General features: G+C 72.0%; 13 protein-coding genes. 8 read left to right on the top strand and 5 right to left on the bottom strand.

Going from position 1 to position 12,224, the window contains the following annotated elements:
- Positions 1 to 18 precede the first annotated feature (18 nt).
- Complete coding sequence (locus tag ABEA81_RS17720; RefSeq protein ID WP_345606237.1) at positions 19 to 984, top strand: ABC transporter substrate-binding protein; 966 nt, start codon at positions 19 to 21, stop codon at positions 982 to 984.
- Between the two features lie 72 nt (positions 985 to 1,056).
- Here the strand turns inward: ABEA81_RS17720 and ABEA81_RS17715 are convergent, their stop codons facing one another.
- The gene (locus ABEA81_RS17715; RefSeq protein WP_345606236.1) at positions 1,057 to 1,731 is read right to left on the bottom strand and encodes a FadR/GntR family transcriptional regulator; all 675 of its coding nucleotides are present in this window, start codon (positions 1,729 to 1,731) and stop codon (positions 1,057 to 1,059) included.
- 55 nt (positions 1,732 to 1,786) lie between these two features.
- Here ABEA81_RS17715 and ABEA81_RS17710 point away from each other — a divergent pair, with 55 nt between their 5' ends.
- Positions 1,787 to 2,956: an AAA family ATPase gene (locus ABEA81_RS17710; RefSeq protein WP_345606235.1), complete on the top strand. Its 1,170-nt coding sequence runs from the start codon at positions 1,787 to 1,789 to the stop codon at positions 2,954 to 2,956.
- Positions 2,957 to 2,981: 25 nt separating this feature from the next.
- Here the strand turns inward: ABEA81_RS17710 and ABEA81_RS17705 are convergent, their stop codons facing one another.
- The 3 genes from ABEA81_RS17705 to ABEA81_RS17695 are packed head-to-tail and all read right to left on the bottom strand — an operon-like array spanning position 2,982 to position 5,614.
- Positions 2,982 to 3,746 carry an amino acid ABC transporter ATP-binding protein gene (locus ABEA81_RS17705; RefSeq protein WP_345606234.1) on the bottom strand — a complete coding sequence of 255 codons (765 nt, stop codon included), beginning with the start codon at positions 3,744 to 3,746 and terminating at the stop codon, positions 2,982 to 2,984.
- Positions 3,743 to 4,669 carry an amino acid ABC transporter permease gene (locus tag ABEA81_RS17700; protein WP_345606233.1) on the bottom strand — a complete coding sequence of 309 codons (927 nt, stop codon included), beginning with the start codon at positions 4,667 to 4,669 and terminating at the stop codon, positions 3,743 to 3,745. Before ABEA81_RS17700 ends, ABEA81_RS17705 begins: the two co-directional genes overlap by 4 nt.
- Positions 4,670 to 4,672: 3 nt before the next feature.
- Positions 4,673 to 5,614, bottom strand: a complete 942-nt coding sequence (locus ABEA81_RS17695) for an ABC transporter substrate-binding protein (protein ID WP_345606232.1) — start codon at positions 5,612 to 5,614, stop codon at positions 4,673 to 4,675.
- A 211-nt stretch (positions 5,615 to 5,825) separates the two neighbouring features.
- Here ABEA81_RS17695 and ABEA81_RS17690 point away from each other — a divergent pair, with 211 nt between their 5' ends.
- The 5 genes from ABEA81_RS17690 (at position 5,826) to ABEA81_RS17670 (ending at position 10,431) form a co-directional block, all read left to right on the top strand.
- Positions 5,826 to 6,176, top strand: coding sequence for an antitoxin (locus ABEA81_RS17690; RefSeq protein ID WP_345606231.1), 351 nt, complete (start codon positions 5,826 to 5,828; stop codon positions 6,174 to 6,176).
- Between the two features lie 199 nt (positions 6,177 to 6,375).
- A complete protein-coding gene (pdhA, locus tag ABEA81_RS17685) occupies positions 6,376 to 7,599 on the top strand; it encodes a pyruvate dehydrogenase (acetyl-transferring) E1 component subunit alpha (protein ID WP_345606230.1) in 1,224 nt (407 codons plus the stop codon).
- A gap of 1 nt (position 7,600) precedes the next feature.
- On the top strand, positions 7,601 to 8,575 hold the full coding sequence (locus ABEA81_RS17680) for an alpha-ketoacid dehydrogenase subunit beta (RefSeq protein ID WP_345606229.1): 975 nt from the start codon (positions 7,601 to 7,603) through the stop codon (positions 8,573 to 8,575).
- Positions 8,547 to 9,884, top strand: coding sequence for a dihydrolipoamide acetyltransferase family protein (locus ABEA81_RS17675; protein WP_345606228.1), 1,338 nt, complete (start codon positions 8,547 to 8,549; stop codon positions 9,882 to 9,884). The genes ABEA81_RS17680 and ABEA81_RS17675 overlap by 29 nt, the downstream gene beginning before the upstream one ends.
- A 7-nt stretch (positions 9,885 to 9,891) precedes the next feature.
- A complete protein-coding gene (locus tag ABEA81_RS17670) occupies positions 9,892 to 10,431 on the top strand; it encodes an FxsA family protein (protein WP_345606227.1) in 540 nt (179 codons plus the stop codon).
- A gap of 17 nt (positions 10,432 to 10,448) precedes the next feature.
- On the opposite strand, the gene ABEA81_RS17665 is transcribed toward ABEA81_RS17670, so the two are convergent.
- Positions 10,449 to 11,054 carry an SIMPL domain-containing protein gene (locus ABEA81_RS17665; protein WP_345606226.1) on the bottom strand — a complete coding sequence of 202 codons (606 nt, stop codon included), beginning with the start codon at positions 11,052 to 11,054 and terminating at the stop codon, positions 10,449 to 10,451.
- Between the two features lie 238 nt (positions 11,055 to 11,292).
- Between ABEA81_RS17665 and ABEA81_RS17660 the strand changes: the two genes are divergently transcribed.
- Complete coding sequence (locus tag ABEA81_RS17660) at positions 11,293 to 12,123, top strand: DUF1206 domain-containing protein (protein WP_345606225.1); 831 nt, start codon at positions 11,293 to 11,295, stop codon at positions 12,121 to 12,123.
- Positions 12,124 to 12,224 lie beyond the last annotated feature (101 nt).

The raw sequence follows: 12,224 nt of genomic DNA, 5'->3' as shown, positions 1-12,224 counted from the left end.
AAGGGAGTTCGATCGACAATGCGGATCCACCGGATAGGAGCGGCCATCGCGGCGGCCGCGTTCGCCTTGACGGCCGCCGCCTGCGGCGGATCGTCCGAGGCAGGCGGGGGTGGCGACCAGCCCTATGTCGCCATCGTCTCCAAGGGCTTCCAGCACCAGTTCTGGCAGGCCGTGAAGCAGGGCGCCGAGCAGGAAGCGGCCAAGCAGGGCGTGCGGATCAGCTTCGAGGGACCGGCCAGCGAGTCCGAGGTCGAGGCGCAGGTCAACATGCTGCAGAACGCGCTCGGCCGCCAGCCCGACGTCCTCGGCTTCGCGGCGCTCGACTCGCGGGCCGCTGCGCCGCTGCTGCAGCAGGCGAAGACCAGCAACATCCCCGTGATCGCGTTCGACTCCGGCGTCGACAGCGACATCCCGCTCACCACGGCGGCCACCAACAACAAGGCCGCCGCGGCCGAGGCCGCGAAGCACATGGCCGAGGCGCTGGGCGGCACCGGCAAGGTCGGCCTGGTCGTGCACGACCAGACCAGCCGCACCGGCCAGGACCGCCGCGACGGCTTCCTCGAGTGGATGCGGACCAACGCGCCGGGCATCCAGGTCCTCGACCCGCAGTACGGCGGCGGCGACCAGGCCAAGTCGGCGGACATCACCAAGGCGATCATCGCCGCCAACCCGGACCTCAAGGGGATCTACGCCGCCAACGAGGGATCGGCGATCGGCGTGCTGCGCGGGGTCGCCGAGAGCGGCAAGACCGGGCTCACCGTCATCGGCTTCGACTCGGGCCAGGGCCAGATCGACGCGATCAAGAACGGCCAGATGCTCGGCGCGGTCACGCAGGACCCGATCGGCATGGGTAAGGCCCTCGTGGACGCGGCGGTCAAGGCCATCCACAACGAGCCGCTGCCGAAGGTGATCGACACCGGCTTCTACTGGTACGACAAGAGCAACATCGACAGCCAGCAAATCCAGCCGCTGCTCTACCAGTAGGCGGCCGAGAAAGTCAGCAAAGCCACTTTCATGACGCCACGCGTCGTGAAAGTGGCTTTGCTGACTTCTGGGTCAGCCCACCGCCTGCCGGAGCCACTCCGCCACGCCGTTGATGTGAACCGTCGCGTGGGCGGCCGCGAGCGTGGCATCGCCCCTGGCCAGCGCGTCGACGATGGCGCGGTGCTCGGTGAGCGTCCGCTCCACGGCGCCCTCCTCGGACAGGCCGCGCCAGATCCGCGCCCGCAGGGTGCTGCTGGAGAGCGTCTCGAGCAAGCTGGTCAGGTAGGCGTTGCCGGCGAGCTCGGCGATGTAGCGGTGGAACACCTGGTCGTTGGCCACGAGGTCGTCCACCGAGGTGGTGCCGTGCACCTGGGCGACCAGGTCGCGCAGGTGCTCGATGTCGGCGGCGGTCGCGCGGGGGGCGGCGAGCGTGGCCGCGGCGGGCTCGAGGATCCGGCGCACCTCGAACAGCTCGAGCACCGACGAGTCCTGGTGGATGTCCACCACGAACGACATGGCGTCGAGCAGGATGTCGGGCGTGAGGCTGGTGACGTAGGTTCCGTCGCCGCGCCGGACGTCGAGCACCCGGATCACTTCCAGGGCCTTCACGGCCTCGCGCAGCGAGCTGCGGGAGAGCCCGAGCGCATCGGACAGCTCCTTCTCCGGCGGCAGCCGGTCTCCGGGACGCAGCTCGCCGGACCGGATCATCGCCTTGATCTTGAGAATCGCCTCGTCGGTGACGGCCACCCGTCGAGTCTGTCAGGATCGCGCCCGAGCGGCGGGGGCCGCTAGCGTCTGCGCCGTGCTGACCACGCTGGCGGTCGAGAACTACCGCTCGCTGCGCGATCTCGTGCTGCCGCTGTCCCGGCTCACCGTCGTCACCGGCGCGAACGGGAGCGGGAAGTCCAGCCTGTACCGGGCGCTGCGGCTGCTGGCCGACTCCGCGCGCAACGGGGCCGTCGCCGCGCTCGCCCGGGAGGGCGGGTTGCCGTCCGCGCTGTGGGCGGGTCCGGACTCGGTCGGCCGGGCGGTCCGCGAGGGCAGGGCGCCGGTGCAGGGCACGCGGCGCTCCAAGCCCGTCGGGCTGCGGCTCGGCTTCGCGGGAGACGACTTCGGCTACGCCCTCGACCTGGGCATGCCGATCCCGACGCGGACGGCCTTCATCCGCGATCCGGAGTTCAAGCGGGAGTGCGTGTGGCGCGGCCGGGTGCTGAAGCCTGCCGCGCTGCTCGCCGACCGCGCCGGGCCCGTCGTGCGGGCGCGCGAGCAGGGCGGGGCGTGGGGTCGGGAGCCCCACGCCATCGGGCTCACCGACAGCATGCTCACCGCGTTCGCCGACCCGCGGATCTCGCCCGAGGTGCTGCTCGTGCGCCAGCGCATCCGCTCGTGGCGGTTCTACGACCACTTCCGCACCGACGCCGACGCCCCCGCGCGCCAGGCCCGGGTGGGCACCCGCACCCCCGTGCTCGACCACGACGGAGCCGATCTCGCGGCGGCGCTGCAGACGATCGAGGAGGTCGGCGACGCCGACGGCCTGCGCGCCGCCGTCGACAACGCCTTCCCGGGGTCGCAGCTGCAGGTGGCGGCCGGCGACGACGGCCGGTTCGAGCTGAGGTTCCTCCAGCACGGGCTGCTGCGCCCGCTGTCGGCCGCCGAGCTCTCCGACGGCACACTGCGCTACCTGCTGTGGGTGGCGGCGCTGCTCAGCCCGCGCCCGCCCGAGCTGCTGGTGCTCAACGAGCCGGAGACCAGCCTGCACCCGGACCTGCTGCCCGCACTCGCGGCGCTGATCTCCGTCGCCGCCGCCCGCACCCAGGTCGTCGTCGTCACGCACGCGCGGCCGCTCGTGCGCGCCCTCGAGTCCGCCGACGACGCCGCGGCGCTGCTGGAGCTGGACAAGGAGTTCGGCGCCACCGTGCTCGAGGGCCAGGGCATGCTCGATCGGCCGGCGTGGCACTGGCCCAAGCGCTGAGCACCTCCGGAACGAGCGGCTTCGGCTACAGGACCTTCGACAGGAACGACCGGGTGCGCTCGTGCTTCGGGTCGGTCAGCACCTCGCGCGGGTTGCCGGCCTCCACGACCCGGCCCTCGTCCATGAACACGAGCGAGTCGCCGACCTCGCGCGCGAAGCCCATCTCGTGCGTGACGACCACCATCGTCATGCCGTCGCGCGCGAGGCCGCGCATGACGTCGAGGACCTCGCCGACGAGCTCCGGGTCGAGCGCGGAGGTCGGCTCGTCGAACAGCATGAGCCGCGGCTCCATCGCCAGCGCCCGCGCGATCGCCACGCGCTGCTGCTGGCCACCCGAGAGCTGCCCGGGGTAGGAATCGCACTTCTCGGCGAGCCCGACCCGTTCGAGCAGCTGCACGGCGCGCTTGCGGGCGGACTGCCGCTGCTCCCGCCGGACGGTGCGCGGGGCCTCCATGACGTTCTCGGCGGCCGTCATGTGCGGGAAGAGGTTGAAGCGCTGGAACACCATGCCGATGTCGCGCCGCTGACGGGCGACCTCGGACTCGCGCAGCTCGTAGAGCCTGCCGCCCGCCTCCCGGTAGCCGATCAGCTCCCCGTTCACCCGCATCTGCCCGGCGTCGATCCGTTCCAGGTGGTTGATGCAGCGCAGGAACGTGGACTTGCCGGAGCCCGACGGCCCGATGATGCAGGCCACCTCCCCGGGCTGCACGACGAAGTCGATGCCGCGCAGCACCTCGACCCGTCCGAAGCTCTTGTGGACCTCGGTGGCCTCGACCATGGGGACGCTCATCCGTGTGCTCCAGCCGCCTGCTGCTGGTCGCGCCGCGGGAAGAGGCGGGCGCCGGTCTGCCCGCGGTTCGTGCCGCGCCCGTAGTAGCGCTCGACGTAGTACTGCCCGACGGACAGGAGCGAGGTCAGCGCCAGGTACCAGATGGCCACCACGATGAGCAGCGGGATCGTCTGGAAGTTGACGGAGTAGATCCGTTGCGCGGACGTGAGCAGCTCGAAGTACCCGATGACGACCACGAGCGAGGTGGTCTTGAGCATCGAGATCGTCTCGTTCCCGGTGGGCGGGATGATCACCCGCATGGCCTGCGGGAGCACGATCCGGCGCAACGTCTGGGCCCGCGACATGCCGAGCGCCCCGGCCGCCTCGCTCTGCCCCTGGTCCACCGACTGCAGCCCGCCGCGCACGATCTCCGCCATGTAGGCGGCCTCGTTGAGGCCGAGGCCGAGCAGGCACGCGGCGAACTGGTTGATCAGCTGGTTCGTGTCGAACGAGACGAACTCGGGCCCGAACGGGATGCCCAGCGAGAGGCGGGGGTAGAGCGCGGCCAGGAAGTTCCAGAAGAGCAGCTGCGCGATCAGCGGCGTGCCGCGGAACAGCCAGATGTAGACGGCCGACACTCCGGACAGGACCGGGTTCGGCGACAGCCGCATGACCGCGAGCGCGACCCCGCCGACGATCCCGATGAGCATCGACAGCACCGTCAGGATCAGCGTGTTCTGCAGGCCGTTGAGGATCGGCGGGGAGAACAGGTACTGCGCGACGATCGGCCACCGGAAGTTGTCGTTCGTGATCACCGTGTTCACGAACATCGCCGCCAGCACGGCCAGCACCGCGACGGCCAGCCACCGACCGGGGTGGCGCACCGGCACGGCCTCGATCGGTTTCGGCCGTTCCTTCTCGAGTGGCAGGGGTTCGGCGGCCACCCGTCAGCTCCGGATCTCCGCGGTGTCGATCGCGCCGTCGGCCACGTTCCACTTGTCGAGGATCGTCGAGTAGGTGCCGTCGTCCATCAGGGCCTGCACGGCGCTGCGCACCGCCTCGGCGTACTGGCCCTCACCCTTCGGCAGGGCGACGCCGTACGGAGCGGTGTCGTAGGTGTCGCCGAGCTGTTCCACCGCCCCGTCGGTGGTGCTGACCGCGTAGGCGACGACCGGGGAGTCGGCGAGCATGGCGACGATCCGGTTCGCCGCGAGCGCCAGCGTCACGTCGGACTGCGCCTGCAGCTCCGTCACCTGGATCGCGGGCTTGCCCGCCGACTGGCACGCCTGGTTGCGGGCGGCGATGTCCTCGACCTGCGTGGTGCCGGCCTGCACGCCGATGTTCAGGCCGCAGAGGTCGTCGGGGTTGATGTTCTGCGGGTTGCCCGACGCGACGGCGATGCTCGTGCCCGCGGTGAAGTAGCTGACCATGTCGACGACCTTGGTGCGCTCGTCGTTGATCGTGAACGACGACATCGCCATCTCGTAGCGCTTGGCCTGGACGCCGGCGATGATCCCGGAGAACTGGGTGTTCTCGAACTGGGCCTTGAGCCCCAGCTTCTGCGCGATCGCCGTGCCCAGGTCGACGTCCATCCCGATGATCGTGGTGCCGTCGGATGCGGTGAACTCGTTCGGCGCGTAGGAGGCGTCGACCCCGAACTGCAGCACGCCGTCGGACGCGATCTGCTGCGGCACCATCTTGGCCAGCGCGTCGTCGCGGTCCACCGTCGGGACGGTCTCGGTCGGGGCGGCGCCACCGGGGGCGCCACCCGGCGCGCCCGCCGGTGGCGCGCCGCCGCTGTCGTCGCCGCCTGCGCCGCAGCCCGCGAGCAGGGCGGCGAGCGCGGCTGCGCCGAGCGCGACCGGGAACGAACGGCGGATGGCGGGCACGATGGACCTCCTCGTGGGCGGTGATTACGCGGGGATGCTGCCACTCGTACGCCGTTCGGACATCTCGTCGCTGGTCACTGTTGGGTGACATCACCCAGAGTGATTCGGTGCGAATGTCCTGTGAGCCACGGGGCTAGGTTGGGTACTCCCGGAACCGGCAGACACCGTGTGCGCGTTGTCCGCGGTGAGAACCACCCCCAACGGAGGACTGATGGCCCTGATCAAACGCCTCGCCCTGCTGGCCACCGCGGCCGAGGCAGCTCGCCGTTACGCGAAGAGCAATCCCGACAAGGCGGCCAAGTACCTCGACCAGGCGGCGTCGTTCGTCGACAAGCAGACGAAGGGCAAGTACTCGGGCCAGATCCGCGGTGTGACCGACAAGGCGAAGGGGTTCGCCGGGATCCGGCAGACGCCCGGCTACGGCGCCACCGGCAACGGGTACACGCAGGGTTACGACCAGAACGCGGGTTTCGGCAAGACGGCCGACTACTCGGCGCCGACCCCGCCGCCGCAGCCCCAGCCCCAGCCCGGTCAGGCCGGCCCCACCGAGCCGGGCCGGTAGCGCAGGCGGAGCGGCCGAACGGCACGTCCCGATGTACTCGGGACGTGCCGTTCGCCATTGCGCGGCAACCTCCCCCGCCGCCGTGTGCCGTGTCAGGATGACGCCCTGAGCCGGTCGTGGACCCGCACCGGGGCCCCGACCGCACCCGCCCCGCGTCCCGCCACGAGCGGGAGCGGGTCGATGAACACGAGGAGGCACCGTGTCCGTTCCACGGGATTGGACCCCGCCGACCGCGGGGGTGCAGGAGGGGCGGCCCAGTCGGGACCAGGTGGTCGCGGGCCTGAAGGCCACCGACGAGGGCGACCCCGAGCTCGTCCAGCTCCTCACGCCGGAGGGTGAGCGGGTCTCCGACCCCCGCTTCGACGGGTACGCCTCCGACTTCGACGTCGACGCCCTGCGCGGCCTCTACCGCGACCTGGTGCTGGTGCGCCGTTTCGACCGCGAGGGCAACGCGCTGCAGCGCCAGGGGCAGCTCGGCATCTGGGTGCCGCTGCTCGGCCAGGAGGCCGCGCAGATCGGCGCCGGGCGCGCGATGGCGCCCCAGGACATGGCCTTCCCGTCGTACCGGGAGCACGGGGTGGCGTGGACCCGCGGGATCGACCCCACGGACCTGCTCGGGATCTTCCGCGGCACCGACCACGGGAGCTGGGACCCGAAGGCCACCCGCTTCCACCTCTACACGATCGTCATCGGCAACCAGGTGCTGAACGCCACCGGGTACGCGATGGGCCAGAAGTTCGAGGGCAAGGTCGGCGAGGGCCCCGACAGCGAGGCCACGATCTGCTTCTTCGGCGACGGCGCCACCAGCCAGGGAGACGTGCACGAGGGTTTCGTGTGGGCCGCCGTCTACGACGCGCCCGTCGTCTTCTACTGCCAGAACAACCAGTGGGCCATCTCGGAGCCCACCGAGCGGCAGAGCCGGGTTCCGCTCTACAAGCGCGCGGGCGGGTACGGGTTCCCCGGCATCCGGGTCGACGGCAACGACGTGCTGGCCTGCCTCGCCGTCACGCGGTGGGCCCTGGAGGAGTGCCGCTCCGGCAACGGGCCGGTGCTGATCGAGGCGTTCACCTACCGCATGGACGCGCACACGACGTCCGACGACCCGTCGCGCTACCGGCTCGCCGACGAGCTGGAGCTGTGGAAGCTCAAGGACCCGATCGAGCGGGTGCGGGTGAACCTGGTGCGCGAGCACCACGTCGGGCAGGAGTTCTTCGACGAGGTGCAGGCCGAGTCCGACGAGCTGGCCGCCCGGTTCCGCGAGTTCTGCGTGAACATGCCGCAGCCCGCCCCCGACCGGATGTTCTCGCAGGTCTACGCCGAGCCGTCGCCGGTGCTGGAGGCGCAGCGCGCCGCGTACCTGGACTACCACGCATCCTTCGAGACCGGAGAACCGCTTGCGGGCTCGAGCGCCAGGAGGGTCTGAGATGGCGCAGACGACCCTGGCCAAGGCGCTGAACAACGGCCTGCGGGCCGCGATGGAGCGGGACCCGAAGGTCATCGTGATGGGGGAGGACGTCGGCAAGCTCGGCGGCGTCTACCGGGTCACCGACGGGCTGCAGAAGGACTTCGGCGAGCAGCGCGTGCTCGACACCCCGCTCGCCGAGTCGGGGATCATCGGCACGGCCATCGGGCTCGCGATCCGGGGTTTCCGGCCGGTGTGCGAGATCCAGTTCGACGGGTTCGTGTTCCCCGGCTTCGACCAGATCGTCTCCCAGCTGGCCAAGCTGCACTACCGGTCGCAGGGCAAGGTCCCGGTGCCGGTGGTCGTGCGGATCCCGTTCGGCGGGGGCATCGGTGCCGTCGAGCACCACAGCGAGTCGCCCGAGTCGTACTTCGCGCACACGGCCGGGCTGCGCGTCGTGGCCTGCTCGAACCCGTCCGACGCCTACTGGATGATCCAGCAGGCCATCGCAGCCGACGATCCGGTGATCTTCTTCGAACCGAAGCGCCGGTACTGGGAGAAGGGCGAGGTCGACCCGGACGCCGACCCGCCGCCGCTCTTCACGTCCCGCGTGGTGCGCCCGGGCAGCACGCTGACGGTCGCCACCTACGGGCCGATGCTGAAGACCTGCCTCTCCGCGGCCGCCGCGGCCGAGACCGACGGCCACGACCTCGAGGTGATCGACCTGCGCACGCTGTCCCCGCTCGACCTCGCCCCGGTCGTGGAGTCGGTGCGCCGCACCGGCCACCTCGTCGTCGTGTCCGAGGCGCCGTCGGAGTCGTCGATCGCATCGGAGCTCGCCGCCCGGGTCCAGCAGGAGGCGTTCTACTCGCTGGAGGCGCCCGTGCTGCGGGTCACCGGGTTCGACACGCCCTACCCGCCGTCGAAGTGCGAGGAGGACTACCTCCCCGACCTCGACCGCGTCCTCGATGCCGTCGACCGCTCGCTGGCCTGGTGACGTCGTGCCGCTTCGCGAGTTCACCCTGCCCGACGTCGGTGAGGGGCTGACCGAGGCCGAGATCGTCGCCTGGCAGGTCGGGCCGGGCGACACCGTCACCGTCAACCAGGTCCTGTGCGAGATCGAGACGGCCAAGGCCGCCGTCGAGCTGCCGTGCCCGTGGGCGGGCACGGTGAGCGAGCTGCTCGCCCAGCCCGGCCGGACGATCGAGGTCGGAACGCCGATCATCACGATCGACACGGGCGGGGAGGCGCCCGCCCGCAGCGCGGGCGACGAGGAGGAGGTCCCCAACCTGGTGGGCTACGGCCCGCGCCAGGCATCGGCGACCCGCCGCCCCCGCCGCCCGGCCACCACCCCCGTACCGCAGCAAGGTGGCTTTGCCCCGGCATCTCCGGAGCAAAGCCACCTTGCTGCAGAACCGGAGCCGGCGCCCGAACCCGAGCCGAGCCGCGGGCCCGTGCCGCTCGCCAAGCCGCCCGTGCGCAAGCTCGCCAAGGATCTCGGCGTCGACCTGCGGAGCATCAGCGGCAGCGGCGAGGGCGGCGTGGTCACCCGCGCGGACGTCGAGGCCGCGGTCGCTCCGGTCCCGAGCGCTCCGGCCCCGAGCGTGGGCGGGGTGCGGCGCGAGCCGATCCGCGGGGTGCGCAAGGCCACCGCGGCGGCCGTTGCGGGCAGCGCGTTCACCGCGCCGCACGTCACCGAGTTCCTGGCCGTCGACGTCACGGCCACGATGGAACTGCGGGACCGGCTGCGCGGCAGCCGCGAGTACGCCGAGGTGAAGCTCACACCGCTCGCGTTCGTGGCGAAGGCGGTGTGCCTCGCCGCGAAGCGCACCCCCGAGGTGAACGCCTCGTGGGACGAGCCGGCCGGCGAGATCGTCTACTACGACCGGGTGCAGCTCGGGATCGCGGCGGCCACCCCGCGCGGGCTGATCGTGCCGAAGATCCGCGACGCCGACACGCTCTCCCTGCGGGAGCTGGCCGGCGCGCTCACCGATCTCACCGACACCGCCCGCGCCGGGAAGACACCGCCGTCCGACCTGGTCGGAGGCACGTTCACCATCACCAACGTCGGCGTGTTCGGCGTGGACGCGGGCACCCCGATCATCAACCCGGGCGAGGCGGCGATCCTGGCCGTCGGCGCGATCAAGCCGACGCCGTGGGTGGTGGACGGCGAGCTGGCGGTGCGCACCGTGTGCCAGCTGGCGCTGTCGTTCGACCACCGCCTCGTCGACGGCGAACAGGGGTCCCGGTTCCTCGCCGACGTCGGCGCGCTGCTCACGGATCCGGGGCTCGCGCTCACGTGGTGACCGATCCGTGACTGGGAGCCGGGAGCACGGACGGCATCTCGTGCGTTACTGGGGCATGGCGTTCGTGCTCCTGTACCTCGTGGTCGAGATCGTCGCGCTGGTCGCGCTCGGTTCGGCGATCGGGCTGGGCTGGACGCTGCTCGTGCTCCTGGCCGGTTCGGTGATCGGCCTGTGGCTCGCCCGCCGCGAGGGGGTGCGGGCCGCGCAGGCCCTCGCCGAGGCCGTGAGCAACCGGCGGGTGCCCACCGCCGAGCTCACCGACGGCGTGCTCGTGGCGGCGGGTGGTGTGCTGCTCTTCGTGCCCGGCCTGGTCACCGACCTCGCAGGTCTGCTGCTCCTGCTGCCGCCCACCCGTGGGCTGGTGCGCCGCAGGCTGGTGAAGGCCGCCGAGGAGCGTTCGCCCGAGCTGCGCACCGCGCGGATCCGCGCGCAGGCGCCGGTGGTCGACGGGGAGGTCGTCGACGGGGAGGTGGTCGATCCCGAGCCGACCCCGCGGCCCGACCGGCTGATCATCGAGGGCACGGTCGTGCCCGGCGAACCGCGCTGACCCACCGAACTTGACGGTCAGAGATCCAGGACCCAGGTCGTGGTGCACCTCGCCGTGACCCGCACCGGTTCCGGCTCCAGGCCGAGGGCGCGCACGTCGGGGCCGGTGGCCTCGGCCGCCGCCATCCGGTAGGCGACGGGTGCGGCGTGCTCGGGCACCTCGGACAGCCTCAGCAACGGCCCGAGCGTGCCGCCCAGCGCGGCGGCGTAGCCCTCGGCCCGGGTGCGGGCATCGCTCACCGCGCGTTCCTGCGCCTCCCGGAGCGCCGCGGCCGGGTCCTCGAGGACCCACCTCGGCCCGTTCAGGCCGGTGGGCTCGGCCCCCACCAGCGCCGACAGCACCGCGTCGAGCTCGGCGACGTCCGTGACGACGAGCGCGAGGTCTTCGCCGGCGCGGCAGCCGATCATCGTGTTGTCCCGCCACTCGTTGTGCACCCGCACCCTGCGGTGCCGCACCTGCAGCCCGGGCCGCACCATCGCGGGTTCCGCGGCCGTCATGCGCCGGCCGAGGGCGCGGACGGCGTCGGAGCGCGTGCGGGCCACCGCCGTGAAGCTCACGTCGAGCTCGGCGCGGTCGCCCGGCTGCTCGTACCAGCCGCTCCCCTCGGTCACGATCTCGGTCACAATTCAAGTGTCCCGGGCCGGAGGTCCACCACGCACCTCGACGGCCCAGCTTCCCGCTGGGCGCATCGGTGAACCGGCCGAGTACGCCCGGTACGAGGCCGGCCCACCGGCACACCCAACGGAAACCTGGATCCGTCGATCTGCGCACCGGACCTCCGGCCCGGGACACTGGCAACCAGATCGCGGAGTATCTGGTTGTCTAGAGCGCTGGCGATACGGCCGGATACGGAGTGATGGAATGGTTCGACGCCTCGCGCGCCTGCGTCGGCTCGTGCGCGAGGGGCGTTCCGACGCACCCGGGCGCATCGTCGACGCATTCGGTCGCATCGGGCTCGTCGGCTACGGGGTGGTGCACCTCGTCGTCGCGTGGCTCGCGCTCGAGGTCGCGTTCGGCGTTCCGGACGCGCCGGCCGACGCGCAGGGTGCCGTCGGGACGATCGCGCACACGCCGGGCGGCGCGCTCGCGCTCGGCGTCGGCGCGCTCGGGCTGGTCGCCTTCGCGCTCTGGCAGGTGGCGGCGGCCACCGTGGGGTTCCGCTGGGTGTCCGGCAACGAGCGGATGCGCAAGCGGGTGGGTGCGGTCGCCAAGTCGGTCACCATGACCGGCCTCGCGGTGATCGTCGTCAACTACCTCACCGGCATGGGGTCCGGCGCCACCACCGTGCAGGAGGTGGCGGCGGACGTGCTGGCGCTCCCGGCGGGGCGGGCGCTGCTCGGGCTCGCCGCGATCGTGATCCTCGGGATCGCGGGTGCCATGACCTACACCGGGCTGCGCCGCACCTTCATGGGCGACCTCGACGTCCGTCGCCTCGGCCCGGGCGTGCGGCAGGCCATCGAGGTCGTGGGGGCGGCGGGCCACCTCGCCCGAGCGCTCGCGTTCGGGGTGGTCGGGGTCCTCGCCGGTGCCGCCGCCCTGTTCGCCGACCCGGGGCGGGCCGGCGGGCTGGACGCCGCGCTCCGCGCGCTCGGCGCCACCGCGGCCGGGGCCTGGCTGCTCGCCGTCGTTGCCGTGGGCTTCGGGGCGTTCGGCGTGTTCTGCATCGCCGATGCCGCCACGCGCCGCGCCTGATCGTGCTCTATCCCCTTCTCTACTGCGATAGCTAGAAAGGCGTAGAACGGCCGATCGGCGACACGCCATCGTGTTCGATAGCAGCTTCTACGGTCCGGGCA

Source organism: Pseudonocardia adelaidensis (genome assembly GCF_039543345.1).
GTDB lineage: Bacteria > Actinomycetota > Actinomycetes > Mycobacteriales > Pseudonocardiaceae > Pseudonocardia > Pseudonocardia adelaidensis.
Note: the sequence above shows the minus strand (reverse complement) of the source record. Positions and strands in the feature narration are given on the sequence as shown.

Bases quoted from the DNA above. Each gene is read 5' to 3' on its own strand.
- ABEA81_RS17720 (WP_345606237.1), top strand. From the start codon at position 19: ATGCGGATCCACCGGATAGGAGCGGCCATCGCGGCGGCCGCGTTCGCC.
- ABEA81_RS17705 (WP_345606234.1), bottom strand. From the start codon at position 3,746: ATGAGCGTCCCCATGGTCGAGGCCACCGAGGTCCACAAGAGCTTCGGA.
- ABEA81_RS17690 (WP_345606231.1), top strand. From the start codon at position 5,826: ATGGCCCTGATCAAACGCCTCGCCCTGCTGGCCACCGCGGCCGAGGCA.
- ABEA81_RS17680 (WP_345606229.1), top strand. From the start codon at position 7,601: ATGGCGCAGACGACCCTGGCCAAGGCGCTGAACAACGGCCTGCGGGCC.
- ABEA81_RS17675 (WP_345606228.1), top strand. From the start codon at position 8,547: ATGCCGTCGACCGCTCGCTGGCCTGGTGACGTCGTGCCGCTTCGCGAG.
- ABEA81_RS17660 (WP_345606225.1), top strand. From the start codon at position 11,293: ATGGTTCGACGCCTCGCGCGCCTGCGTCGGCTCGTGCGCGAGGGGCGT.